This is a genomic window from Gabonibacter massiliensis, from assembly GCA_001487125.1.
Classification (GTDB): domain Bacteria; phylum Bacteroidota; class Bacteroidia; order Bacteroidales; family Marinifilaceae; genus Gabonibacter; species Gabonibacter massiliensis.
In genome coordinates, this window is the sequence record LN913012.1 from 284103 (window position 1) to 308425 (window position 24323).

The following is a 24323-nucleotide window of genomic DNA, read 5'->3' on the forward strand; positions in this document are numbered from 1 at the left end:
TGAAGATGATGAAAAATGGAATTTTGGCGGTCGTTATCGGTTTTTTCGCTTTTTTTGCGGCTTGTAGCGATGACGATCATAACGGGGGGAAAAATACTCCCGGAAAGCAGGTTATTGAAGCGTTTCAGGCAAAATACGCGACGGCCTCGAATGTGGAATGGAAGATGGATAACGGGTATGCCCGGGCGGATTTTACGTTTGAAGGAAAAAGTTGTGAAGCATGGTTCTCTCAATCCGGTAAATGGTTATTGACGGAAACGGATTTGTCGTATAATCAATTGCCTTCAGCCGTTAAGACAGGATTTGAAGCCGGAGCTTACTCCACCTGGAAAGTAGAAGATGTCGAGATGCTGGAACGGTTGAATATGCCTTTATCCTATCGGATAGAGGTGGAACAGGGACAACAGGAAAGAACGCTTTATTATGATGAGGAGGGAAATTTGAGGCGGGAGGCCGATGACAACAGTACTACGGATTTACCGACGGCAATGGTCAGTTTTATTCAGAAGGATTATCCACAGTCCGTCATCGTTGATTCCGATTTCCTGATCGATGGGCGTAAGATTGTCACTATTTTGGATGAGGGACGGGTAAAAGAGGTTTTATTCGCATCGGACAACTCGTGGATTCAGACTCAATGGAAAGTACTGTTAACGGAGTTACCTCAGCCTGTCCTTAATACTTTGAAAGGAAATGCTTTTGTAGGGTATACTCCGATCGGAGCCGAATTCAGGGAATACGCATCGGGGGATGACGTATACCGGATAGAGTTACAAAAAACCGGAAGTCTGAATATGTTTGTCGAGATTTATGCAGACGGATCTTTATCTCTTGATTGATTTAACAAATAGATAAAAAGCTGCTTCAAAATGATTTTTGGAGCAGTTTTTTATTGAGATAAATTTCCGGTTCGCTCCGTGTATAAACTAACGTTGATGATTGAAACAAGCCTTATAAAAGGGATGAAAAGTTCTCCATACGGATAATTTTCATATCTTTAAAGTATGAAAGAAGAGGGTATAAAAATTCAATACGCGTCTGATTTACATTTGGAATTCAGTCAGAATACAAAGTTTCTGGAGGAGATCCCTTTGATCGTTAGAGGAGATATGCTTGTTTTAGCCGGGGATGTTAGTTACATCAAAGATCGGCGTTTGAATCGTCATCCTTTTTGGGATTGGGCTTCCGAGCATTATGAACAGGTGTATGTCGTACCGGGGAATCATGAATTTTACGGGGGATACGACTTGGCGAATGTATTGGAAGGTTTTGTCATGGAAGTTCGTTCGAATGTAAAGTGGATTAATAATCGGAGTGTACGGATCGGGAAGGCGGAACTTTTTTTTACCACCTTATGGTCACCCGTTCCGGAAGAGATGTTGTGGGATGTTGGATACGGTATGATGGACTGTCAACGGATCTGTTATTCCGGTCGCCCCTTTGCTGCTGTCGATTATGATAAAGTACACGAGAAGTGTTTATGTTTTTTAAACAAAGCGTTAGAGAAAAGTACGGCGAATAAAAGAGTCGTAGTTTCTCATCATGTACCGACCTATTATTGTAATCCTCCCCAGTTTAAAGATGGCGTTTTAACTTCGGCTTTTGTCGTGGAGTTGAAGGATTTTATAAAAAAATATCCGATTGATTATTGGATATACGGGCACTCCCATGCCAATATGCCGGAAGTCGATATAGAGGGAACGAAATTATTATGTAATCAATTGGGCTACGTGAAATACGATGAGCATCTTAATTTTCAATTGGATGCTTTCGTTGAGGTATAATCGCGTAAATTTTTTTTTGTGCGTTTACTTGTATATTCAAATATATGTTTATATATTTGTATTACTAAATGAAAGAATATACAGATGGAACATTGTTTAACGAGGGAAGAATTAGAGAAGATGGCTTATGTATTGAAAGCTGTCGCTCATCCGAATCGATTGAATATCATATGCCTGCTTTCGAGAAATGCCGAGTTGAGTGTTTCTGAAATTTGTGAAAAGATGGAGTGTAGTCAGGCATTGGTTTCGCATCATTTGACGGATATGCTGGCTAAAGGGATATTGTTAATTCGTCGGGAAGGACGGAATGCCTACTATCGATTGGCAGATGACCGTATCACGAACGCCATGCGGTGTATGATGAAATGTTCGGAATAATTTTTACCTTATTATATAAATGTATGTTTATATATTTGATTTTATAAATTTAAATTAGATAAGATTATGGAAAAGTTTAACGAGTTGATTCAAGGAGATAAATTGGTATTGGTTGATTTTTATGCGACCTGGTGCGGTCCTTGCAAAATGATGCATCCTGTTTTGGAGGATTTAAAAAAGCGCTTGGGCGACAAGATAACAATTGTAAAGGTGGATGTTGACGTTCCTGCCAATCGTCAGCCTGTTTATACTTATCATATACAATCGGTGCCGACACTAATGCTTTTTAAGCAAGGACGGGTACTATGGAATAATAGCGGTGTAGTTCCGGCCAACCAGTTACAGCAGATTATCGAGAAGCACTTGTAAGAAAATTATAAATAGGGAAGAGAGTTATGAAATATATTATTATCGGGGGTGTTGCCGGTGGAGCGTCGACTGCGGCTCGGTTGCGTCGATTGGATGAAGAGGCGGAAATTATTCTATTGGAAAAGGGGGAATATATCTCCTATGCTAATTGTGGCTTGCCCTATTACATCGGGGATGTGATAGACGAGCGTTCGAAGTTATTCGTGCAAACACCTCGGAGTTTTGCTGCCCGTTTTCGGGTAGGTGTACGGGTGAAGTCGGAGGTTACGGATGTCTTGCCGGATGCTAAGAAGGTGGTTGTAAAGGATATTGAAACAGGAAGAGAATATGAAGAGACTTATGATAAACTGGTTCTTTCTCCGGGAGCGGAGCCGGTTCTTCCTCCGTTGGATGGTATTCAGCATCCGGGTATATTTACCCTTCGTAACGTAGCCGACACGGACCGGATAAAAACGTTTATAGGGGAACATCGCGTGAAACGGGCCTTGATTGTCGGGGCTGGCTTTATCGGTTTGGAAATGGCCGAGAATCTTAAGAGACAGGGGATCGAGGTGACTGTCGTAGAGATGGCAAATCAGGTTATGACGCCTGTAGATTACGAAGTGGCTACGTTTGTTCATCAGGAGTTGAAGGATCAGGGAGTAAATTTGCGGTTGGAAGAGGCTGTGGTCTCTTTCGAGAAAGAGGGAGAAACTATTTTGGTCGCGTTGCGTAGCGGGGATAGATTAAAAACGGAGTTGGTTTTGCTTTCCATTGGTGTGCGTCCCGATCATCGGTTGGCCTCGATGGCGGGTTTGAGGGTTGGAGAGACCGGCGGGATATGGGTAAACGAGTATTTACAAACTTCTGATCCGGATATTTATGCTGTCGGAGATGCCATTGAGTTTCCGAATCCCGTTACTGGGCGTCCTTCGTTGTCTTTTTTAGCCGGTCCGACGAATAAACAGGGGAGGATATGCGCTGACAATATGGTATACGGGAATCGGTATTCCTATAAAGGTGCTATTAATACGGCTATTGCCAAGGTGTTCGATATGACGGTCGGCAGTACCGGGGTTGCGGCTAAATTGTTGGAGAAAAATAGTATTCCTTATCAGAATGTGATCATCCATGCTTCTTCCCATGCCGGGTATTATCCGGGAGCTATGCCCTTGATGATCAAAATTAACTTCTCTCCGGAGGGAGGACGTTTGCTGGGAGGACAGGTAGTGGGATATGAGGGAGTGGATAAACGATTGGAGATGTTGGCTTCGGTCATACGTGGTGGAGGTAGCGTGTTCGATTTGGCGGAATTGGAGCAGGCTTATGCACCGCCGTTTTCTTCCGCTAAAGATCCGGTAAACATGGCTGGATTTGCGGCAGATAATTTATGGAGCGGTAAGGTACAAACCATAGAGTGGCGTAACTTAAAAGAGGTCCGGAAAGGGGAGTTTATTTTGCTCGATGTTCGCACGCCGGATGAATATGTATTAGGAAGTATTCCCGGAGCTATAAATATTCCATTGGATCGTTTGAGGCAGGAGATCGATTCTATTACCCCCGATCGGCCGATTGTCGTTTTTTGTGCCGTCGGACTCAGGGGTTACATTGCCGCCCGGATTCTTTCACAAAGAGGTTTTCGGGTTATGAATTTGAACGGAGGTTTGAAAATCTACAGGATGGCTATACAGGAACAAGGTAGTAGTGTTCGGGCGAAGCCAGAAACAAATACGGAAGAGAAAAAAGAAGCGAAAGAGCCTCAAACGGTATCGATTGATGCTTGCGGATTGCAGTGTCCGGGGCCTGTGATGAAATTGAAGGGAGAAATTGAGCATCTCAAGGTTGGAGAGCGGATGAAGATAACCGCAACGGATAATGGTTTTTATCGGGATGTGGTTTCGTGGGCCAAGATGACCGGAAACCAGGTGGTAAGTTTGCAACGGGAAAAAGGTATTATTACGGCTGTTGTTGAGAAAGGCGATTCTTTCCGGCAGAAAGAGAGGTTGCTGGCTGATAATAAAACATTGATTGTTTTTAGTGACGATTTGGACAAGGCCATTGCATCGTTCGTCATTGCTAACGGAGCGGTATCGACGGGACGTAAAGTGACGATGTTCTTTACTTTTTGGGGATTGAACGTGATCAAAAAAGAGCATCCGGGAAGGACGGAAAAGGATTGGGTCGGAAAGTTGTTCGGTTGGATGCTTCCCTCGAATAGTAAGAAGCTGTCTTTGTCTAAAATGAATATGGGCGGTATGGGAAGTTGGATGATGAGAAGGATCATGAAGAGTAAAAAGATCGATTCTCTGGAGAGTTTAATTCAACAGGCCCGACAAAGTGGAGTGGAATTCATTGCTTGTCAGATGTCGATGGAGGTCATGGGAATAGGGCCGGAAGAGTTGTTGGAGGGAGTGAATGTGGGAGGTGTGGCGGCTTATTTAGAGAGGGCGGAGGAGGCGAACGTGAATTTATTCATTTAATGAGGGAACAGGTCAAAACGATCTCGTCTTGACCTGTTTATTTGTTTAACTGATCGATCCAAGCTTTGGTCCCTTTATATTTACAAGAGAGACTGGCTATTTCGGAGGCTTGTTTTAAAGCTTTTAAAAAGTTGAAATGCTCTATATAGTAATGACAAAAGGCTCCATGGAAAATATCTCCTGCACCCAAGGTATCGACAACGGGAAAGTCGGGAACGGTAATCTCTGTTTGCAGATCGTTCTCGAAAGCCAGAACGGAGTTTGCTCCACGTGTAAAAGCTACTTTTTGGGGGCCAGTATGAAACAAATAAGCCTTTTTTTCCAAATAGTTATCTGCAACGGAAGGAATACGAAACGTATCGGAACAGATGATGACGTTGATCCATGGTAATAATTTTTCCATTCCTTTTTTCCAGCTTCCCCCGTCTAAAATGGTAGGAATTTTTTGCTGATAAGCTATTTTGGAAAAATGTATGGCCGATTCTAAATAATGTCCGTCAGTCAACAAGATACGGGTATCGGGAGGGATATCTCCGGGTAGTTGTTCCGGCTGTAAAGAACGCGGACCGGAATTGGTTAATACGGCACGTTCTCCGTCAGGAGTGATTTGTATGGAGGATACGGGGAGTGTCTGGGAAGAATCTTTAAAACCATCGATACAAGAGATGTGGAAATCTTTTAGTTCTTTATGAATAATAGTTGAAAGAGAAGAAGGGCCTATTCCACTAATCAAGAGACTTTTGTTTCCTAATGCCGAAAATGTGACGGCGGCATTATAGGCTGGTCCGCCGCCGGATAATACAATCTCTTTTGCGTTTATCTTTTCGTTAGCATATACGGTTCTTTCAACGTAATAAATCAGATCTATGGTTGATAAGCCTATAAATAATCCGTTCATGAAGTAATTTTTGTTTTTATATATCCAAAGGTAGTGAAAGTTTTGGTTGGAGAATATATTAAAAGAGAAAACCATAACGGAACCGACTGCTATGGTTAACACGGAATATTCCGGAGGTCGATGGGAGATGAATTTGGTGTTTGATCTTTTAGTGGAAGCGGAATGGAATGAATACCGGGAGTCACCGCTCATTAGTAGATTTGTTTTCTATTCGTATCGACAGGAAAACGAGGGATAAATTACCATACCCGTCCGGATTTTTTCCAACCTTTTTTGTAATAAGGGTCACTCAGGTGACTGATGATGACTCCTTTGGATACGCTGGCATGGGCAAAATAACCGTTTTTTAGGAAGATACCCATATGTGTCAGTCTTTTTTTCTTTTTCTTCGAAAGGGTAAAGAAAAGCAGATCTCCGGATTTTAGTTTGTGTTTTCCGATACGCCTACAGTCTTTTTGGAAAATATGCGCAACGGTCCTTTCTAATTTTTTGTGATATACATTTTTATAAACGGCCCCGACAAAACCGGAACAATCAACTCCGGTCCGAGTAGTTCCCCCGTATCGATAAGGTACTCTTAACCAGGTGGTAACCTCTTCGAGTAGAGGTAGGTCATCTTTCCGATTCACGGTGAATCCGAGTTTCCGGGACAGTTGTGCCGTTTGTTGCTTATTGAAGGCTAATTGCCGGTTTGTACCGCAAGAAGAAAAAGTGGCCCATATGAATAGAAATCCAATAAATAGTATGTATCTCATGATTTGATCGCAGCTTTAGGACAAATGTAATAAATTTCATTCTTAAAAACGATCCTCTTTCAGCAAGGATTTTTGTAATTTTGCCTTGTTAATGTAAAAAGTATGTTTGAGAAGATCGTGATAGTAGATTCTACCGGATTGAGACCCTGGGCTATACAGGGTTTGAGAAAGTTTGCCCGTCAGGTCGATGTATACGGGGATATACCGGAGAATAATAAGGTTCTCGTAAAGCGTATTGCTGATGCCGAGGGGGTATTGGTATCCTACAATACCCGGATTGACAGGGAGGTGATAGAAGCATGTCCTTCTATTCGATATATAGGGATGTGTTGTACTTTATATAGTGAACAGAGTGCGAATGTCGATGTGGTGGCGGCCCGGGAGCATGGAATTATGGTGACCGGAATTTGCGATTATGGGGATGAAGGGGTTGTCGAATACGTGATTAGCGAATTGGTTCGGCTGTTGCATGGTTTCGGAAAACAACGGTGGAGAGACGAGGCTTACGAGCTGACCGGGTTGAAAGTCGGGATAATTGGTTTGGGACGAACGGGAAGTATGATTGCCAAAGGATTGAAGTTTTTAGGAGCGGAGGTGTATTACAATAATCGTCGTCGTAAACAGGAGGCAGAACGGGAAGGGATAATGTATTTGCCATTGAACGAGTTGTTGCGACAGGTGGATATTTTGGGGACTTGTTTGCCGAGAAATACTTTTGTTTTGGGAAGAGATGAGTTTGCTGCTCTTGGAGAAGGAAAGATATTTTTTAATACATCGGTGGGCCCCACTTTCGATGGAGAGGCTCTGGTCGAGTGGTTGGCAGGGACAGGTAATTTTTACGTGTGCGATCAAGTAGGAATGGGAAATTTAAAAAATTCTCTATTGCCTTTGGAAAATGTATTATTTACCGATCGGGTTTCCGGACACTCTGCTCAATGCATGGAACGGCTTTCCCGGAAAGTGTTGGAGAATTGTTGTCGTTACATGGAAATCGACGAGTAGATGAATTATTTGGCCCATATACTTTTTTCCGGGGAAGATGAAGACATTCAGCTTGGAAATTTTATCGGAGATGCGGTGAAAGGAAGTTACGATCACTATCCGGAACGTATACGCGAAGGTATCGCCTTGCATCGTAGAATGGATCAATACGCGGATGGGCATCCTGCGGTTCGGGAAGCAGTTTTATTATTGAGACCTGATTTCGGACGTTATTCCGGAGTGTTGACGGATATCTTTTTTGACCATTTCTTGGCTGTTAATTTTGAGAGATATACCTCTAAGTCTCTGCAACGTTTTGCATGGGGATTTTATTGGAATTTAATAAGGCATTACGCGATACTTCCTCCCCGGATAAAAGGATTCTTATGGCATTTTGTAATCACGAATCGATTGTGTCGTTACGGGTCTTTAAACGGAATACGGGAATCGTTGTCTATTATGACAAAATACAGAAACTTCGTTGTGGATCCGGATAAAGCCGTTATTTTTGTAAAGGATCGGTATACGGTATTCAATGATTCGGCTGTTACTTTTTTTGATAGTTATAAGGATTGTATATTAAACAATGCGACAAGATAATCTTATTTTGTTGTTTTAAATAAAGGTTTATATATTTGTGAAATATTGAAAAGTTTAATGAAGTAAAAATTAAATTATGAATGAGTTTTTGGGTTCGACATCAGCTATGTCATGGGATGTTTTTTTAACTAAAGTGATTGATTTGGGAGTGTCCTTAGGATCAAAGTTATTGATTGCATTGGTCGTTTTTCTTGTAGGACGTTGGATTGTAAAAAAATTGAATCGATTACTGGTTACTATTCTAGAGAAAAGAAAGGTAGAAGCTTCTTTATCTTCTTTTGTGAAAAGTTTGGTAAGTATCACGTTAAATTTATTGTTGATCATTATCGTGATCGGGGTGTTGGGAATAGAAACCAGTTCATTCATAGCCTTGTTTGCATCTGCCGGTGTCGCTATCGGTATGGCATTGAGCGGTACATTGCAAAATTTTGCGGGCGGAGTAATGATTTTGTTATTTAAACCTTTTAAGGTAGGAGATTTTATCGAAGCTCAGGGACAAAGCGGTACGGTAAAGGAGATTCAGATATTCAATACCATTGTAACGACTGCAGATAATAAGATCATTATTATTCCCAACGGGGGACTTTCTACCGGTATCATGAAAAACTATTCTAAAGAGGAGACCCGGCGTGTGGATTGGCAGTTCGGTATTGCATACGGGGATAATTACGACAAGGCCAAAGAGGTTATAGGCAGATTGTTGGATGAGGACTCTCGGGTATTGAAGACCCCTGCTTATTTTATAGCTCTTACCTCTTTGGGTGACAGTTCCGTCAATATCGTTGTACGGGCGTGGGTAAATGCCGCCGATTATTGGGGGGTATTTTTTGATATGAATGAGAAAGTTTATAAAACGTTCGCTCGGGAGAACCTGAATATTCCGTTCCCGCAGATGGATGTTCACGTGCATGGAACGAAATAAAACGACTTGCAGGTTGAGAGGTTATTAATTTACAATTTATAATCAAAAAGCCATTCGTTTTGACGAATGGCTTTTTTGTGAGGCAATAGATCGTGTTTTTTCTTTAGATCGTCTATCTTTGTGAAAGAATAAAACAGGATTATGCGATTACTCTGGTTGGATTTAAACTCTTCGTATGCTCATTCTTCGTTGGCTTTACCGGCGATTCACGCTCAGCAACAGGGGACGGAGATTGATGTGGAGTGGTGTCGGGTTTCGGCTACGATCAATTCGAACGTGGGGAGTGTTGTGACGGAAATCGTCGGGTATGCTCCGCAAGTTTTAGCGGCCACGGCTTGGCTATTTACTCACGAAGTATTGCGTAAAATTATTATTCGGGTAAAGGCTTTGTTGCCGGATTGTATTGTTATATTGGGAGGACCGGAGATGTTGGGTGATAACGAGGCTTATTTGCGAACCTATCCGTTTATCGATTGCGTGTTTCGGGGGGAGGGAGAAGTAGGGTTTCACGAATGGTTAGCCGTGTATAAGCGACCGGATAGATGGGAGGAGATTATCGGATTGTGTTGGTTGAATGAAGCAGGGGTGTATCGGGATAATGGTATCGCTAAGATTAAGGCTTTTGACAGTTTGGCTTTGCCGGAGCAAAGTACTTTTTTTGATTGGACTAAACCTTTCGTGCAGTTGGAAACGACCAGAGGGTGTTTTAATACCTGTACTTTTTGCGTGAGCGGAGGAGAGAAGCCGGTACGTACCTTACCTGTCGAGCGTATCCGGGAGAGGTTGGATCTTATTCGGAAAAGGGGTATCCGGGACATCCGGTTGCTGGACCGTACTTTTAACGGGAGTTCCCGACGTGCCGTAGAACTTCTGTCTTTGTTCCGGGAATATGCCGGAAAAATGCATTTTCATCTGGAAATTCATCCGGCATTGCTTTCCGAAGAGGTCATGAACTTGCTCCGGGAGATGCCGGAAGATTTGTTGCATTTGGAAGCCGGAATACAGAGTTTACGGGAAAAGGTATTGAAGACGTGTCAGAGGATTGGGAATATAGAAGCCGCTTTGGAAGGTTTGCGTTATTTGTCCTCTCTTTCTAATCTCGTGGTACATGCGGATTTGATAGCGGGTTTACCTTTGTATTCCCTTAGGGAAATAGTTGAAGACGTGAGAACCTTGGTCTCTTTCGGGACAAGCGAGATCCAGTTGGAATTATTGAAATTGTTACCGGGAACGGTGATGCGAGAACGAGCTGAAGAGTGGGGAATAATCTATTCGCCGGATCCTCCTTATGAAGTTTTACAAACGCCGGTCATGTCTGTTGGCGACTTGAGACGAGCTCGCCTGCTTTCCCGTTTGATAGACGGTTTTTATAACGCTCTGGCTTGGCAAAAAGTGATTCGTCAGCTTGTCACCGATCATCCTTGTTTTTTGGAAGAGTTCCTTTCTTGGCTTGAAGATCAGGAACTTTTAGAACAACCTTTAAGTCTGGAAAAACGGGGTGTGTTGTTGTATCGATTTTGTAGTGGGGCATATCCCTCTTATTTACCGAAGATAGCAGTGGCATGGATTGCGGCCGGAATACCTTTTACCAAAGAGCCGAGCAGACGTTTAGAAGCATGGGATAGCCGTTTGCCGGAAAACCTGGAGGTGTTGGAAGGGGAGTGGACGGAGGTCATGCGTCTTTATCGTCTCCCCTTTGAAACCGAAACGTACTGGTTCGGATTTGACAGGAGCAAGTCACAATCCAAACCGCTCTTTATAGCCAGAAATTAGTTTTAGAAAGAAAGGTATCTTTGTGTAGGATTACATTGGATTTTTATTCTGTTTATCCAATTGTTAATAAGGAGAGAGCCGATGTTGGTAATGATGGATTCGGGATGAAATTGCAAACCATGAATGGGGAGGACCGGGTGATAAAAGGACATGATATGTCCCTCTTCATCGATAGCGCTGACTTTAAGAGGAGGAGGGAGGGTAGAAGGGGTTACCGTCCAAGAGTGATAGCGCCCGATAACAGCCTGGGGCGGAAGATTACGATAAATCGGATCTTCGGTATCTTGAATGATTAAAGGGCTTTCGTGTCCGTGTTTGGGGAAGGGCAATCGTTCTAATTTTGCACCGAAACTTTCCGCAATGGCCTGGTGTCCCAGGCAGATTCCTAAAATCGAATGAGTCGTTTTGCACTGATTGACGACACGAAGCAGATCCCCGGCTTCAGCGGGTATTCCCGGGCCGGGAGAAAGTAGTAAGCCGTCGTATCGGCTTAGTCGAGTGAAATCAATGCGATCGTTTCGAACGATATCGAATCTGCATTTCCCGTTTTCTTTCAGGAGTTGGACCAGATTATACACGAATGAGTCGTAATTGTCGATTACCAATATATTTTTCATGCTTGAAGCTCCCTTTTACGGGAGACAAAAATAGAGAAAACAGGGCTATTTTTAGTTTTTTTCATCGGTTTAAATGATAAAATTAAATACCTTTGGCCCGAAACGCGGGGGTGATAAAGGTAAATGATGCGATAAATTCGGATTATGAGTAAAAATAAAAATTGGTTACCTCTCTTTTTTACAAACTATTTGGGGGTATTGAATGATAATTTCCTGAAGACTTTGGCGTGTTTTATATGTATTGCTTGGGTCGGAAAGGAGCATGAGTCGATGGTCGTTACTTCAGCATCCGCCGCCTTGGTGATTCCCTATTTGCTGTTTTCCCCTTTGGCCGGTCGGTTGGCCAAGATTTATAGGAAGCGCAAAATTGTCGTGTGGGCGAAATTTGCCGAATTATGGATTATGGCTGTGGCAAGTCTGGGGTTATTGATGACATCTACTTCTGTTGTATTGATTGCTATTTTGCTGATGGGGTTGCAGAGTGCGCTATTTTCTCCTTCCAAGTACGGGTTGATTCGGGATATCGGAGGTGAAAAAGGTATATCTTTCGGATCGGGGGCTATGGAGATGTTTGCTTTTGTCGGAATACTATCGGGGACTCTCTTGGCTGCTTTTCTTTCCGAGAATGTGAGTATTTTAGGGTTATGCGGGTTGTTGTTTGTGATTGCCTTTTTGGGATGGGGCTGTAGTTTAACGATTCGGGTCCGGGAGAGCGAACCGTTGAAAGAGAGTCATGAAACATTGAATCCGGTTAAATTCGTTCGGGATATGTATATCCGTGCGAGTGATTTTAAAGGGTTGAATCTGATTGTCGTGGGATTGGCTGTATTCTGGTTTATCGGTTCGATGATTCAGATGACCTTGATCGTTTATTGTCGGGGAGAGTTGGGAATGAGCGATTCAGAAACCGGTATGGTCATGTCGTTGGCTGCTATCGGGATCGGAGCAGGGTGTTATCTGGCGGGAGTGTTTTCTCACGGGGAGGTAGAATTGGGATTGGTTCCGTGGGGTGGGATGATGACAGGAATTGCTTTTGCCATTATTTTCTTGTTTGATCTGCAAGGAATTGCTTTTGCCTTGTTGGTATTTTCAGCTGCTTTTTGCAGCGGGATGTATAAAGTGCCTTTGGATGCCTGGATACAAGCGAATGTGAAAGGAAGGGAGTTGGGAGACATGTTGGCTTATTCCAATCTGATCACCTTTTTATTCATGCTTGTTGCCTCCGGTTGTTTCGGGACGATGGAGATGTTATGGGATACCAAATATATATTTTTGTTTTTAGCTACGTTGACATTTTTCATGACTTTTGTTTTGTATAAGCAGGTGAAAGAGATGAGAGGGAGATTTAAGAATTTAAAAATACGGAAATAATGGTAAGAGTGTTTGCTGCTATATATCGTTATCTGCTGGCATTGAGGTATAGAGTGAAATTGGAGGGAACCGAACTTTTAACTTCTTCTTCAACGAAATTGTTTTTGCCAAATCATCAGGCAACGGTTGATCCTCAATTGATTTTTGCTCATTTATATAAATACACGAAAGCTTCCCCTTTGGTGACGGAAGCTTATTGTAAAGTTTGGATATTGAAGCCGATATTTCGTTTGATGGGCGTCGTATCCGTTCCGGATCTGGAAAAAAGCCGGAAAGGGATAGAGGTGGTTGCCAATCTTTATAAAAACGTACTTGAGGCTCTCGCCCATGGTCATAGTATGTTGATTTATCCGGCGGGCCAATTGGCTGGTCAAGGGTATGAACGGATTTATAATAAACAGAGTGCCTGGCAAGTATGCCGGCAATTGCCGGAGGATACCCGTATCATCGGCGTACGAATTCGGGGATTATGGGGTAGCATGTGGTCCAAGGCTTGGAACGGGGAATCTCCTAACTTTTTATGGACTTATTTGAAGGGAATTTTTTATGTTTTGGCTAATGGTTTGTTTTTTTTGCCGCGAAGGGATGTTACGATCAGTTTTTATGATATTACCAATGCAGGGTGCGATAGAGCGGCAGTGAGTCGTCGGGAGTTCAATCGTTATTTGGAAAGTTTTTATAATGCGGAAGGGCCGGAGCCGGTCCTGTTTTTGAAGCATTTTTTTTATTCTCCCGCTTTAAAACGTAAATTACCGGAACATATAAAGGGAGCAGACCCCCAAAAATATGATGGAATCAGCGAATAAAGTCAAAGAATTAATGAATCGGGCCGGAGCATCCGGATCCTCTTTTCTTTTCGGGGTTGATTTTGAATTGACTCGTGGTTTTTTTATCGAGAGTCCCTTGGAACAACAAAATATTCTTTTTGATGTACGGGGAGTTTCTAACGTGGAGCGTGCTAAAATAAACGGTGAGCAAAAAGCATTAGTGAAAAATCCGATTGCTTTCGAGGAGTACGAACGTAAATTCAGGGAGGTAAGGAAAGGATTGTTGCGGGGGGATTCCTTTTTATCGAACCTGACGGTGGCAACAGAGGTCGAGACCTGTTGGTCTTTGGTGGAGATATTTCATCAAAGTCACGGTTTGTACCGGTTATGTATACCGGAGAATTTTGTTTGTTTCTCCCCGGAACGTTTCGTGTTGATAGAGGAGGGCAGGATCTCTTCCAACCCGATGAAAGGGACTATCGATGCTTCTGTTCCTTTTGCCGAAGAGGTGATATTATCCGACTATAAAGAGCGTTCGGAACACAATACGATAGTGGATTTGATCCGTAATGATTTGAATCGGGTGTCGGAACAAGTAAGACTGGAACGTTTTCGATACGTGGATCGCTTACATACCAGTAATGGGGATATCCTGCAAGTCAGTTCGGAGATTACGGGCCGTTTGCCGGAACATTATGAAACTTTCTTGGGAGATATCGTGTTTGACTTATTACCGGCCGGTTCCATATCGGGAGCACCCAAACCTGCTACGTTACGTATTATATCTCGTGCCGAGGGAGAAAAGCGGGGATTTTATACGGGAGTTTTTGGCTTGTACGACGGGAAGCGTTTGGATACGGCCGTGATGATTCGTTTTATAGAGGAGAAGGGAAGGAAACGTTATTTTCGTAGCGGAGGAGGAATAACGATCAATAGTTCTTGCCGGAGTGAATACGAGGAGGTATTGGAAAAAGTGTATTTACCTTTTTAACGGGAAACGGATGTCTGCATTTATTGAGACCATACAAGTGATTGACGGTGAATTTTGTAATCTTTCATTCCATGTGGCTCGAATGAAAGAGACCTCTGTTGTTTTTTTCAGACGGGAAATCGTTTTCATACCGGATGAATTGATAGTTCCCGAAGATTTACGGGAGGGGGTTGTAAAGTGCCGGATTATTTACGATTATGTTATTCGGGAAGTGGAATTTATTCCTTATCATATTCGGAAAATTGCCAGTTTGAAATTAGTGGAGGACAACGAGATTGTTTACCCTTTTAAGTCTACGGACCGGGATGCTTTAAAGAGATTGTCTGATCGTCGGGGAGATCGTGATGAGGTTTTGATCGTGAAACAAGGGCAGATAACAGACACTTCATTTTCAAATGTTGTCTTTCGAGCCTGCGACGGTCTCTATACTCCTTCCGCTTTCTTGTTGAACGGAACCCGGCGTCAGCGTCTGTTGCGGGAAGGGATTGTCCGTGAAAGGGAGATTCGTGTTGCGGATCTCACCCGTTATCAAGGGGTATTTTTGATCAATGCCATGATCGATTTGTCGGATCGAGTATATGTTCCCGTGGAGCGGATCTACTCTTCTTGATGGTGATATACTCGTTTGCTGTTGATAAAGGTAAGCTCTTTTGTACTGTAATTGATATACGCTTTGTTCCGGTAATTGGTAAGGGGTGTTATTTCTAAAGCGATCATATCTTCGGATAACTGATACCAATACCCTTTTGCTTTCCGGGTAGAGTTAGACAACATGTTGAAAATGGTGAAGGTATAAGTATAATCCGGATGAAGGTTCAGGGTAAATTTATCTGTCGGTTGTTGTCGATTAGGAATTAATGCCACGTATTCACCGGTAATCTTTTTTTGCGGATCGCAATCGTTTACCGTATCGAAACGAATAAAATCGGTCAGTGTCAATTGGAGTGTTTGATTCTTTTCGATATCATTCGAGAAAGAGAGTGAACCTTCGAACACCCCTAATAGACTTGTGTTTGTACCCTTTTGAGTTTTTCGGTATTTTTCGATAACCTCTTTCGCGATGCTGTCCATGGTGATTGTTAATCGGTTTCCTGTGGCACAGTCCGTGAGAACCGGATGTTCCCGTGTGAGCGAAAACTCTCCGTTAAAATAATGTGGTATGGATAATTCTGTTTGTGCCGGAAAAGTAGTATGTTTCGGCTGTTCTTCTTCTTTCGTTTTCTGTGGTTTGCAACCCGACAAAAAAAGGGTGATGAAGCAGATGCTTACGATTTGTATTGTATTCATATCATTTCGTTTTCTGGGTATAACGGAATGACAAAAATAAAGTTATACCAGTCCCATTTTCTTTAAAAGAATGGAGGCATTCATTGTTTGGCTGATTCCCGGCTTTAATTTGTAATCGTAACTTATTTCCGTTCCGGAATGCGTGATCTCAAAGCAGTTATTGATAAAGTGCCGAGGATATACATCCGCCAACTTTCCTAATTCTAAATCGTGGGTTGCAATTAAGCCGGAAACAGGAAGAGTAAGCAATTTTTGTAGGAAAAGGCGCGAGCCGTTCAATTTGTCGACCGAGTTAGTTCCTTTTAAAATTTCGTCTAAAATAATAAAGAGTTTATCTTCTTTTTCGGCTGTTTCGACCAATTGCTTCAGACGCAATAGCTCTGCGTGGAAATAGGAGGTTCCTTTAGCCAGATTATCGGCAGTTCTCATGCTTGAAAAGATAGCTATGGGCTGAAAACGGAAGGTTTTGGCACATACGACGCAACCGCAATTAGCCAAAATCAGGTTAGTGCCTATTGTGCGTAAAAACGTGCTCTTTCCTGCCATGTTGGCTCCCGTGACGATATAGAATTCATGCAAACGTGCTACCTGGAAATCGTTGGCAATCCGTTGCGATGCCGGGAGCATCGGATGACCTATTGCTTCTCCGCGTAAGATAACCTCGTCGTCGGGAATGGGAAAGATGTAATCGGGATGGTTGAAGCGGTAATTGGCGAGACTCACGAATACATCCAATTCTCCTATTGATTCTAACCATTCCGGGATGAAGGAGGCATATTTTTCCTTCCATTTAGTTAATCGGCGGATAAGATGAACATCTTTCATGAAAAGTCCGTTCAACAGTATGGCGGCTAATATATTGCCCCGCTGGTCAAAACTTTCCGATGTTTTGTGAAGCGAACGGAATGCTTCTTCTGCGTTGTATTTTTGCTCGTATAGTTTATAATATATCTCTTTCAGTCGCTCCGAATCAACCTGTTTGGATCGAACGTGTTGCATCAATCGGTGAAGATTGCTGAACGAATGGATAAATTGATCCAGTTGGTGTTGGACCCGGTTTATTTTTTTCGCGGAAGAGAGAACGATCGTTAATTGAATAAACGATAATAAAAGCGGTAAAGAAAAGGGTATGATTGAAAACAGACATAAGCTCCAGCCTGCTATTGTCACTATCGGAAGATAGTAGGATAGTTGGAGCATGGCGGTAGGGAGTCGTAATTGTTCTTCGGACCATTCCCGAATCTCTTTTATGGCGATACCGGATAATTTATGGCTGACACCGATAGCTCTGAAACTGTGACACCAGTCCGGATCTTCGCTTAACTCCTGAACGGCTTGTTGTCTTTGTAGCAGTCTTTCTTTAGATTTTAGAGGGGAACACAGCCACTCGGAGAGTTTTTGAGTCCCGTTAGGGGTAACCGTCCGGTTGACGGATTGAAAAAGCGAGTTTTCTCCGAATAGATCCAAATCGTGAGAGTAGGCATGCGATAGATCTTTGAATTTGTCTCCCTTGGGCAGGTGCGTCGAATCTCCCGCCAAGTACTCTACCTCTATTTTTGCACCATGACGTAATTCGGTATAGTAGGTTATTTTTTGTAACAATTTGGTTTCCGTATAATTGATATAGACGAAGAGTATTATGGAAAGAATTCCGGTGTATAATGCAAAAAGGTTTCCCGTCGTAAGCAGGGAATATAAAAAGTAGATGATCAGTAAAAAGAGTATGATCTTGGTAAATGTAATGTAGTTACGCGTTGCTTTCAATTTCTTTACCTGTGAGGTCGCTTCTGCTATTTTATCTTGATAATACAATTCTGCATGCATGGATATGGGATTTTTACAAAGATAATTCAAAATGAGTAATAAATGAGATCAGGAGCCTTTTTTAGCAGGGATACGTTGCAATATCCAGGCCAGGGTAATTCCAATCAGGGCCCCGACGGTCGCTTCCGTAAATCTCAACAGACCGTTTAGCAGGGGAGAAATATCCGGTGACATGATAGAGACAATCATGATTACTACTAAGGTAATAGCGGCCATTTTGCTGCCGTCAGGAAGTCCGATCGCCATACATAACAAATCGAGAATGAGTACGGAGATCACCATTCCTGTAATGGTAAAAGGAAACCAGGTAAGATAGGCGTAAGCGATGCAGCTTCCGATAAACGTGCCTGCAACTCGCAACCATCCCTGGTGGATGGATGTCTTGAAATCATCTTGAAGCACCACAATTCCGGAAATGGCGGCAAGCATTGCTCCCATATATTTGGAACCTTCATGGATCCTTCCCGTGATGTATGCTCCCAGCAGACAAGAGAGTAGTACCACGATGCCTTTTGCGATGGCCGAACCCGGTTTAATACGGGTTAAGATAGTTTTTACCCGAAGTTTCATACTCTCTTGTATCGTCAGACTTAATGAAAAGTTGCACTTTTTGATCTTTAATCTTCCTGGAGACCGAGAGGATTCGGAATATCAGCGGGTAGAGTGTTCAAAGCGGATTTAACCGTAGATACGAATTGAACAGGTACTTCGTTAATTACCTGTTCGGTTCTTTACGAGCAGACTAAAACGTTTCGGAACATCTGTTCTAAAATTCATAACCTGACCGGTTGAGGGGTGAATGAATTTCAATTGACGGGCATGTAAGGCTAAACGGTTAATCGGGTTATTGCGTGCGCCGTATTTGGTGTCTCCGGTTACGGGATGTCCTATTTCTGCCATGTGAATGCGGATCTGATTCTTGCGTCCGGTTTCCAATTCCAGTTCGACCAATGAGTACTGACGATTGGATTTAATTACTTTATAGTGGGTAACGGCCCATTTTCCCCGGTCGGAGGTATAAACATTCATGGCTTCATTTTCTTGAAGATAGGTCGATACCTGATCTTCCGCTTTTTCCGGTTCCCCCTCAATAATGGCCACGTATTTCCTTTCAAGAAGCATTTCGTTCCAGTGTTGTTGCATTCTTTCCTGAGTTTGCTGATTTTTGGCGAACATCATTAAACCGGAGGTTTCCCTGTCTAATCTGTGGATGATAAATATACGATTCTGTGGATCAATGGATTTGACGTAGTCACTTAAAATATGATAGGCTGTTTTCTTTTTTTCATTTTGGGTAGCCATGGAGAGTAGACCGCTCTTTTTATTGATAACAATAAGGTCGGAGTCTTCATACACCATGTCCATATGCGGACTGGAAAATTCAACGTTTCCTTTTTCCATGTTTATGGAAATATAATCCCCCGGTTTTAACGGCTCGTTGAATTGTGTCGTAACTTGGCCGTTCACGTTGACCTGTCGGTTGCTCAATATGGATTTTACGGTTGTTCTGCTCTTTTCCGGGAATTGTTTGAATAGATAGGACAAAAGTTCAATTTCCTCTCCGACCGTAAATTGACGTATCTGAGGTTTGTGTCTTCGGGGATGGTTGGTTTTATTCATGGTGCCTTGTTATTTGCGGCAAAAGTAATAATAAAAAGTGACTTCCCTTAAAGGAAGCCACTCTTTTCAAAATTATTTAATGAAGGCTTACACCTCGATCTCGATTAGTTTACTGCCTGCTGCAACGGTTGTTCCCTCTTTTGTTAAGATTCGTTTAACCTTGCCGGCATAATCCGTGGCAATGCTGTTTTCCATTTTCATTGCCTCGAGTATGAGTACGTTTTGTCCTTTAGCCACGATATCTCCCGGTTTTACCAAAATCTTGAAAATGCTTCCTGGCATGGGAGCTTCAACTACTTTTCCTGTAATCGGTTCCTCTTTTTTCTCCTCGACTGCGGATTGGGTCTCCTCTTGTTTATGAGTAGCCATATAACGAGCCTCTTTTTGTTTGGTTAGGAACGTTTTAGCGACAGCCGGGAAGAGTTCGAGCAGAAGTACTTCTTTTTCGTTTTCCGCTAATTTAACACCTCCGAATGCCGTCAACACGGGATTCTCCTGCATTTGGTATTTTGAAGTATCATACGGTGTTTCTTCCCGTGTTCCGGCAATTTTCAGACGAAAAGCGGGATCGACGGGAACCGGAGTTTTTCCGTATTCACCTTTGACAAGAGCAACGAATTGATTGGATACATTAGAATACATGGGTTTGCCGTTTTTGATATCCAAAGCACAGTTTACGGCTTGTGCTCCGACAATTTGGCTCGTTGGCGTAACCAAAGGGGGAAGACCGGCAGCTAAACGAACCGTCGGGATCAACTTCATGGCATCTTCCAATATATCCATGGCATTCAATTGCTTCAATTGAGCGACCATGTTGGTGTACATACCTCCGGGAACTTCAGCTTTCTTAACCAATTCGTTCGGTTTCGGGAAATTGAAATAAGCCTCGATGGCATGACAGGCATTCAACAATGCCTCTTCGTTATTCTGTTTTGCGGCTTCGATGGCTTTGTCAAACTCTTTATCCACTTCCGCCGGTAATTTGTCCGTGAGCGGATTGAACGGTTTCGGGAATTGTTTAACAGCGTCGAAAGCTTCCAGTTCTTTACGGATCGTGTAAAGTTCTTTATTGATTTTAGCTACAGCCTCCATGTTTACATCCATTTCTATACCTAACTTCTGACAGAAGATGTAAATCAATTCGATAGCGGGAGCGGCAGGACCGCCTGCGAAGTTCCATATATTGGTATCTACGATATCGGTTCCTTTGACGATAGCCATCAATACAGCTCCCAACCCGTATCCGGGAGTGCAGTGCGTATGGAAATCGACGGGAATTTTCAGATTTTGTTTAAATAACGGAATTAACTCTGCAATCCGGGCCGGGTTGATCAGACCACTCATATCCTTAATAGTGATCATATCAGCCCCGAGAGCTTCCATCTCTTTGGCTTTGTTTAAAAAATAAGCGTTGGTGAACACCGGTTCCGGGTTTTTCTTTCCCTTCAATTTATCCATTAAACTGAGTTTCGGATACTTCGGATCAATGGTGTAGCAAACTGCACAGTCAGCTATACCGCCGTATTTCTTCACGTATTTAATGGTCGATTTTACGTTATTGACATCATTCAACGCATCGAATATACGCATGATCCCAAGTCCGGATTCGATAGCATTTTTACAGAAACCTTCGATGATTTCATCCGTGTATGGAGCATATCCGAAAAGATTACGACCTCTCGATAAAGCGGTTAATTTTGAAACGCCTCCGATACCGGCTTTGATTTTTTCCAAACGATCCCAGGGATTTTCATTCAAGTAACGCATTACAGAGTCGGGAACGGCACCACCCCAAACTTCCATTGCATAGAAGTTTGCATCCTTGTAGTAAGGTAATACCCGGTCTACCTGTTCTTGTTTCATTCGTGTCGCAAAAGCAGATTGTTGACCATCTCTAAGAGTTAAGTCTCTGATTAGTAATTTTTGTGCCATGTTTTATAAGAATTAATTGTTATGTGTTGTATTTTACTATTTCACAAATATATCTAAAGTTATTTTTTTATCCTAATAATTTTCAATGAAATCGAGGAGAAATAATAACAATTCCTTTGTTAATTCAGAAAAATAGTTTTAATTTGTAATATGTGGGGGAAGTTGCTCGTGTGTTGTATTCTATGTGTGTGCAAATGAGAAAATTAGGGTTTGTTTTTAATCATAAATGAATTGTAATGGAAAAAATTGCCGTATTTCCGGGTTCATTCGATCCTTTTACCGTGGGACACGAGGAGATCGTCAAAAGAGGATTGAAGATATTCGACCGTATTATTGTGGCTGTAGGTATCAATGCCGTCAAAAGGGAATTTTTGGATATAGATACTCGTATTGCCATTATACAGAAAGTATTTAAGGGTATAGAACGGGTTCGGGTGGAGAGTTATTCCGGCTTAACGGTTGATTATTGTAACCGGATAGAAGCCGGTTTTATCATTCGGGGCTTGAGAACGGCTGCTGATTTTGAATATGAAAGAGCTGTGGGGCAGATAAATAAAGCTATGGATTCTTCCGTTGAAACCGTATTTTTGTTAACTTCCCCGGAACATACCTTTATCAGTTCGACCATCGTGCGGGATATTGTTATGAACGGAGGAGATGCTACCAAATTTTTGCCCACGAATATTACGACTGAAGATCTGATTTGTTTTCAATAGGCACTTAAAGCTGAAACAGAAGAAGGGTATTACGGGGAAGTAGTTCCTTTCGATGTTTTAAATTGCAATTCAAAATAAAAAATAGGATGATAGAGGCACCGGAAGCTTTATGTTTGGCCGAACAATTAAACCGGACGATCAAAGGAAAGCGTGTTACGGATTTAATTGTGAAGAATACGCCGCATCGGTTTACTTTTTTTTATGGGGATACGGACGAATATGAAAAGCGTTTGTCCGGGAAGACCGTGAGAAGAGCGTGTGCTTTCGGGGGTATGGTTGAGATATGTGCCGAAGATATTCGTTTAGTCTATACTGATGGGGTAAATCTTCGTTATTATGGGCCGGGGGAGAGACTTCCTTCCAAACATCAATTGTTAGTTGGTTTTGAAGATCAAAGTTGTATAATTGCTTCTGTCCGGATGTACGGTGGAATCTGGTGCTTTCCGGCCGGAGATTTTGAAGGCTCTTTAAAACCTTATTACGAGAGTGCGAAATATAAACCTCAAGTAATGACGGCTACTTTCGATATATCTTATTTTATGGAGTTGTTTAAAGGAGAGGAGCAGGGAAAAAAGAGTATTAAGGCTTTCTTGGCAACGGGGCAAACGATTCCCGGTTTGGGGAATGGGGTATTGCAGGATATCCTTTATCACGCGAGGATCCATCCGAGGAGTAAGGTCTCTTCCTTATCTTTTACGCAAAAGGAGGGGTTGTTTGAAGCTATTAAGGTGGTATTAAGTGAGATGTATTGTTTCGGGGGTAGAAGCACCGAAACCGATTTGTTCGGAAAACCGGGAGGATATATTTCTCATTTGTCGAAGGCTACGTTGGGAAGCAATTGTTTACGCTGTGGCGAAATGATATTGAAAGAAAATTATATGGGAGGTAGTATATATTACTGTCCCGGTTGCCAAAAATACGAATAAAAAAAGCTGCTTCAAAAGCAGCTTTTTTATTCGTATTCGATAATATTACCAAGCGAACATCGGCCTGTCGCTCATCATGGCGTTTACCTCTTTTCTTACTTGTGCGATTACATCGGCGTTATCGACGTTGCTTAATACCCGGTCGATCATATCCACGATGACAGGCATATGTTCTTCTTTCAAGCCGCGGGTCGTAATGGCAGGAGTACCTACCCGCAAACCGGATGTGGAGAACGGGGTACGCGTATCGAACGGTACCATATTTTTATTGATCGTGATGTCTGCCAATACCAATGTATTTTCGGCTTTTTTACCGGTTAAATCCGGGAATTTGGTTCTCAAATCGATTAACATGGAGTGATTGTCAGTACCTCCGGAGATTACTTTGTATCCTTTGTCCATGAACGCTTTTGCCATGGCTTTGGAGTTTGCTAACATCTGTTTGGCATAATTGGTATACTCTTCGGATAACGCTTCACCGAAAGCGACGGCTTTAGCGGCAATCACGTGTTCGAGCGGTCCTCCTTGCTGTCCGGGGAAAACGGCGAAATTAATTACCTGCGACATCATTTTGATCTCTCCTTTCGGTGTTTTCAAACCCCATGGATTTGGGAAATCTTTGGGGAGAAGGATCATACCGCCGCGGGGACCGCGAAGTGTCTTGTGGGTCGTGGTAGTTACGATATGACAATATTCCATCGGGTTATTCAGTAATCCTTTGGCAATCAAACCGGCCGGATGAGACATGTCACACATCAGTAAAGCTCCTACTTTATCGGCAATCTCACGCATACGTTTGTAGTCCCAGTCGCGAGAGTAAGCGGATGCTCCGGATACGATCATTTTGGGTTTGTGTTCGATGGCTAATCGCTCCATCTCATCATAATCCACCATACCGGTCTCTTCCTTCACGTGGTAAGCTACCGGATGGTAGTTGATACCTGAAAGATTCACGGGTGAACCGTGGGAAAGATGGCCTCCGTGTGCCAAGTCTAACCCTAAGAACGTATCTCCCGGTTTCATGCAAGCGAAGAACACGGCAGCGTTGGCTTGTGCTCCCGAGTGGGGTTGTACGTTGGCGAATTCGGCTCCGAAAAGTTGGCATGCGCGATCAATAGCCAGCTGTTCCGTTTGGTCGACAATTTGACATCCTCCGTAATAACGCGCTCCGGGGTAGCCTTCGGCGTATTTGTTGGTTAAACAGGAACCCATGGCTTGCATTACTTGATCGCTTACGAAGTTCTCAGAGGCAATCAACTCCAGCCCCTGTTTTTGACGTTGACACTCCTTATCAATGAGGTCAAAAATTTGTGTATCTCTTTTCATTATTTAAATTTTTAATATATAGACATT

The 24323-nt window shown here is 42.7% G+C and carries 25 protein-coding genes; 16 read left to right on the top strand and 9 right to left on the bottom strand.

What is annotated here, in order from left to right; translation table 11 throughout:
* Positions 1-5: 5 nt before the first annotated feature.
* From BN3283_RS03525 to BN3283_RS03545, 5 genes are all read left to right on the top strand, one after another.
* Positions 6-839: a PepSY-like domain-containing protein gene (locus tag BN3283_RS03525; RefSeq protein ID WP_286137492.1), complete on the top strand. Its 834-nt coding sequence runs from the start codon at positions 6-8 to the stop codon at positions 837-839.
* A 165-nt stretch (positions 840-1004) separates the two neighbouring features.
* On the top strand, positions 1005-1784 hold the full coding sequence (locus tag BN3283_RS03530) for a metallophosphoesterase (RefSeq protein WP_059025661.1): 780 nt from the start codon (positions 1005-1007) through the stop codon (positions 1782-1784).
* Between the two features lie 84 nt (positions 1785-1868).
* Positions 1869-2162: an ArsR/SmtB family transcription factor gene (locus tag BN3283_RS03535; RefSeq protein ID WP_041502097.1), complete on the top strand. Its 294-nt coding sequence runs from the start codon at positions 1869-1871 to the stop codon at positions 2160-2162.
* A 66-nt stretch (positions 2163-2228) separates the two neighbouring features.
* Positions 2229-2531: a thioredoxin gene (gene trxA / locus BN3283_RS03540; RefSeq protein ID WP_059025662.1), complete on the top strand. Its 303-nt coding sequence runs from the start codon at positions 2229-2231 to the stop codon at positions 2529-2531.
* A 26-nt stretch (positions 2532-2557) separates the two neighbouring features.
* The gene (locus BN3283_RS03545) at positions 2558-4990 is read left to right on the top strand and encodes an FAD-dependent oxidoreductase (protein WP_059025663.1); all 2433 of its coding nucleotides are present in this window, start codon (positions 2558-2560) and stop codon (positions 4988-4990) included.
* A gap of 37 nt (positions 4991-5027) precedes the next feature.
* Here BN3283_RS03545 and BN3283_RS03550 read toward each other — a convergent pair whose 3' ends face one another.
* Entirely contained in the window at positions 5028-5888 is an 861-nt protein-coding gene (locus tag BN3283_RS03550; protein WP_059025664.1) for a PfkB family carbohydrate kinase, read from the bottom strand.
* A gap of 46 nt (positions 5889-5934) precedes the next feature.
* Between BN3283_RS03550 and BN3283_RS14635 the strand changes: the two genes are divergently transcribed.
* The gene (locus BN3283_RS14635) at positions 5935-6126 is read left to right on the top strand and encodes a hypothetical protein (protein ID WP_059025665.1); all 192 of its coding nucleotides are present in this window, start codon (positions 5935-5937) and stop codon (positions 6124-6126) included.
* A gap of 1 nt (position 6127) precedes the next feature.
* Here the strand turns inward: BN3283_RS14635 and BN3283_RS03560 are convergent, their stop codons facing one another.
* Positions 6128-6643 (bottom strand): C40 family peptidase, encoded by a 516-nt coding sequence (locus BN3283_RS03560; RefSeq protein WP_041502094.1) that lies wholly within the window; start codon positions 6641-6643, stop codon positions 6128-6130.
* Between the two features lie 102 nt (positions 6644-6745).
* Between BN3283_RS03560 and BN3283_RS03565 the strand changes: the two genes are divergently transcribed.
* The 4 genes from BN3283_RS03565 (at position 6746) to BN3283_RS03580 (ending at position 10919) form a co-directional block, all read left to right on the top strand.
* Complete coding sequence (locus BN3283_RS03565) at positions 6746-7645, top strand: NAD(P)-dependent oxidoreductase (protein ID WP_059025666.1); 900 nt, start codon at positions 6746-6748, stop codon at positions 7643-7645.
* Positions 7646-8224, top strand: coding sequence for an acyl carrier protein phosphodiesterase (locus BN3283_RS03570; RefSeq protein ID WP_059025667.1), 579 nt, complete (start codon positions 7646-7648; stop codon positions 8222-8224).
* Between the two features lie 76 nt (positions 8225-8300).
* Entirely contained in the window at positions 8301-9146 is an 846-nt protein-coding gene (locus BN3283_RS03575) for a mechanosensitive ion channel family protein (RefSeq protein ID WP_052634336.1), read from the top strand.
* A 141-nt stretch (positions 9147-9287) separates the two neighbouring features.
* Positions 9288-10919: a B12-binding domain-containing radical SAM protein gene (locus tag BN3283_RS03580; RefSeq protein WP_059025668.1), complete on the top strand. Its 1632-nt coding sequence runs from the start codon at positions 9288-9290 to the stop codon at positions 10917-10919.
* Positions 10920-10921: 2 nt separating this feature from the next.
* On the opposite strand, the gene BN3283_RS03585 is transcribed toward BN3283_RS03580, so the two are convergent.
* The gene (locus tag BN3283_RS03585) at positions 10922-11536 is read right to left on the bottom strand and encodes an anthranilate synthase component II (protein WP_052634334.1); all 615 of its coding nucleotides are present in this window, start codon (positions 11534-11536) and stop codon (positions 10922-10924) included.
* 144 nt (positions 11537-11680) lie between these two features.
* Here BN3283_RS03585 and BN3283_RS03590 point away from each other — a divergent pair, with 144 nt between their 5' ends.
* Genes BN3283_RS03590 through BN3283_RS03605 form a run of 4 tightly spaced genes read left to right on the top strand, consistent with a single transcriptional unit; the run spans position 11681 to position 15275 of the window.
* Positions 11681-12907, top strand: coding sequence for an MFS transporter (locus BN3283_RS03590; protein ID WP_041502091.1), 1227 nt, complete (start codon positions 11681-11683; stop codon positions 12905-12907).
* Positions 12907-13713, top strand: a complete 807-nt coding sequence (locus BN3283_RS03595; RefSeq protein WP_059025669.1) for a lysophospholipid acyltransferase family protein — start codon at positions 12907-12909, stop codon at positions 13711-13713. Before BN3283_RS03590 ends, BN3283_RS03595 begins: the two co-directional genes overlap by 1 nt.
* On the top strand, positions 13694-14665 hold the full coding sequence (locus tag BN3283_RS03600; protein ID WP_434059164.1) for an aminodeoxychorismate synthase component I: 972 nt from the start codon (positions 13694-13696) through the stop codon (positions 14663-14665). The genes BN3283_RS03595 and BN3283_RS03600 overlap by 20 nt, the downstream gene beginning before the upstream one ends.
* Before the next feature lie 10 nt (positions 14666-14675).
* Positions 14676-15275, top strand: a complete 600-nt coding sequence (locus BN3283_RS03605) for an aminotransferase class IV (RefSeq protein ID WP_059025670.1) — start codon at positions 14676-14678, stop codon at positions 15273-15275.
* Here BN3283_RS03605 and BN3283_RS03610 read toward each other — a convergent pair.
* From BN3283_RS03610 to BN3283_RS03630, 5 genes are all read right to left on the bottom strand, one after another.
* Entirely contained in the window at positions 15263-15952 is a 690-nt protein-coding gene (locus BN3283_RS03610; protein ID WP_059025671.1) for a hypothetical protein, read from the bottom strand. The genes BN3283_RS03605 and BN3283_RS03610 overlap by 13 nt on opposite strands.
* A 42-nt stretch (positions 15953-15994) precedes the next feature.
* On the bottom strand, positions 15995-17776 hold the full coding sequence (locus BN3283_RS03615; RefSeq protein WP_059025672.1) for a MutS-related protein: 1782 nt from the start codon (positions 17774-17776) through the stop codon (positions 15995-15997).
* 48 nt (positions 17777-17824) lie between these two features.
* On the bottom strand, positions 17825-18346 hold the full coding sequence (locus BN3283_RS03620) for an FUSC family protein (RefSeq protein WP_059025673.1): 522 nt from the start codon (positions 18344-18346) through the stop codon (positions 17825-17827).
* 141 nt (positions 18347-18487) lie between these two features.
* Positions 18488-19396: an RluA family pseudouridine synthase gene (locus BN3283_RS03625; protein WP_041502084.1), complete on the bottom strand. Its 909-nt coding sequence runs from the start codon at positions 19394-19396 to the stop codon at positions 18488-18490.
* 87 nt (positions 19397-19483) lie between these two features.
* Positions 19484-21328 carry a biotin/lipoyl-containing protein gene (locus BN3283_RS03630; protein WP_059025674.1) on the bottom strand — a complete coding sequence of 615 codons (1845 nt, stop codon included), beginning with the start codon at positions 21326-21328 and terminating at the stop codon, positions 19484-19486.
* A gap of 236 nt (positions 21329-21564) precedes the next feature.
* Here BN3283_RS03630 and coaD point away from each other — a divergent pair, with 236 nt between their 5' ends.
* Together coaD and BN3283_RS03640 are read left to right on the top strand one after the other, a co-directional pair.
* The gene (gene coaD, locus BN3283_RS03635; protein WP_041502082.1) at positions 21565-22044 is read left to right on the top strand and encodes a pantetheine-phosphate adenylyltransferase; all 480 of its coding nucleotides are present in this window, start codon (positions 21565-21567) and stop codon (positions 22042-22044) included.
* An 86-nt stretch (positions 22045-22130) separates the two neighbouring features.
* On the top strand, positions 22131-22970 hold the full coding sequence (locus tag BN3283_RS03640; protein ID WP_059025675.1) for a formamidopyrimidine-DNA glycosylase: 840 nt from the start codon (positions 22131-22133) through the stop codon (positions 22968-22970).
* A gap of 45 nt (positions 22971-23015) precedes the next feature.
* Here the strand turns inward: BN3283_RS03640 and glyA are convergent, their stop codons facing one another.
* The gene (gene glyA, locus BN3283_RS03645; RefSeq protein WP_041502081.1) at positions 23016-24296 is read right to left on the bottom strand and encodes a serine hydroxymethyltransferase; all 1281 of its coding nucleotides are present in this window, start codon (positions 24294-24296) and stop codon (positions 23016-23018) included.
* Between the last annotated feature and the right edge of the window lie 27 nt (positions 24297-24323).

What these genes read in the sequence shown, in the direction of transcription:
- BN3283_RS03525 (WP_286137492.1), top strand. Translation starts at nt 6, where the DNA reads ATGATGAAAAATGGAATTTTGGCGGTCGTTATCGGTTTTTTCGCTTTT.
- BN3283_RS03530 (WP_059025661.1), top strand. Translation starts at nt 1,005, where the DNA reads ATGAAAGAAGAGGGTATAAAAATTCAATACGCGTCTGATTTACATTTG.
- BN3283_RS03535 (WP_041502097.1), top strand. Translation starts at nt 1,869, where the DNA reads ATGGAACATTGTTTAACGAGGGAAGAATTAGAGAAGATGGCTTATGTA.
- trxA (WP_059025662.1), top strand. Translation starts at nt 2,229, where the DNA reads ATGGAAAAGTTTAACGAGTTGATTCAAGGAGATAAATTGGTATTGGTT.
- BN3283_RS03545 (WP_059025663.1), top strand. Translation starts at nt 2,558, where the DNA reads ATGAAATATATTATTATCGGGGGTGTTGCCGGTGGAGCGTCGACTGCG.
- BN3283_RS03550 (WP_059025664.1), bottom strand. Translation starts at nt 5,888, where the DNA reads ATGAACGGATTATTTATAGGCTTATCAACCATAGATCTGATTTATTAC.
- BN3283_RS03560 (WP_041502094.1), bottom strand. Translation starts at nt 6,643, where the DNA reads ATGAGATACATACTATTTATTGGATTTCTATTCATATGGGCCACTTTT.
- BN3283_RS03565 (WP_059025666.1), top strand. Translation starts at nt 6,746, where the DNA reads ATGTTTGAGAAGATCGTGATAGTAGATTCTACCGGATTGAGACCCTGG.
- BN3283_RS03570 (WP_059025667.1), top strand. Translation starts at nt 7,646, where the DNA reads ATGAATTATTTGGCCCATATACTTTTTTCCGGGGAAGATGAAGACATT.
- BN3283_RS03575 (WP_052634336.1), top strand. Translation starts at nt 8,301, where the DNA reads ATGAATGAGTTTTTGGGTTCGACATCAGCTATGTCATGGGATGTTTTT.
- BN3283_RS03580 (WP_059025668.1), top strand. Translation starts at nt 9,288, where the DNA reads ATGCGATTACTCTGGTTGGATTTAAACTCTTCGTATGCTCATTCTTCG.
- BN3283_RS03585 (WP_052634334.1), bottom strand. Translation starts at nt 11,536, where the DNA reads ATGAAAAATATATTGGTAATCGACAATTACGACTCATTCGTGTATAAT.
- BN3283_RS03590 (WP_041502091.1), top strand. Translation starts at nt 11,681, where the DNA reads ATGAGTAAAAATAAAAATTGGTTACCTCTCTTTTTTACAAACTATTTG.
- BN3283_RS03595 (WP_059025669.1), top strand. Translation starts at nt 12,907, where the DNA reads ATGGTAAGAGTGTTTGCTGCTATATATCGTTATCTGCTGGCATTGAGG.
- BN3283_RS03600 (WP_434059164.1), top strand. Translation starts at nt 13,694, where the DNA reads ATGATGGAATCAGCGAATAAAGTCAAAGAATTAATGAATCGGGCCGGA.
- BN3283_RS03605 (WP_059025670.1), top strand. Translation starts at nt 14,676, where the DNA reads ATGTCTGCATTTATTGAGACCATACAAGTGATTGACGGTGAATTTTGT.
- BN3283_RS03610 (WP_059025671.1), bottom strand. Translation starts at nt 15,952, where the DNA reads ATGAATACAATACAAATCGTAAGCATCTGCTTCATCACCCTTTTTTTG.
- BN3283_RS03615 (WP_059025672.1), bottom strand. Translation starts at nt 17,776, where the DNA reads ATGCATGCAGAATTGTATTATCAAGATAAAATAGCAGAAGCGACCTCA.
- BN3283_RS03620 (WP_059025673.1), bottom strand. Translation starts at nt 18,346, where the DNA reads ATGAAACTTCGGGTAAAAACTATCTTAACCCGTATTAAACCGGGTTCG.
- BN3283_RS03625 (WP_041502084.1), bottom strand. Translation starts at nt 19,396, where the DNA reads ATGAATAAAACCAACCATCCCCGAAGACACAAACCTCAGATACGTCAA.
- BN3283_RS03630 (WP_059025674.1), bottom strand. Translation starts at nt 21,328, where the DNA reads ATGGCACAAAAATTACTAATCAGAGACTTAACTCTTAGAGATGGTCAA.
- coaD (WP_041502082.1), top strand. Translation starts at nt 21,565, where the DNA reads ATGGAAAAAATTGCCGTATTTCCGGGTTCATTCGATCCTTTTACCGTG.
- BN3283_RS03640 (WP_059025675.1), top strand. Translation starts at nt 22,131, where the DNA reads ATGATAGAGGCACCGGAAGCTTTATGTTTGGCCGAACAATTAAACCGG.
- glyA (WP_041502081.1), bottom strand. Translation starts at nt 24,296, where the DNA reads ATGAAAAGAGATACACAAATTTTTGACCTCATTGATAAGGAGTGTCAA.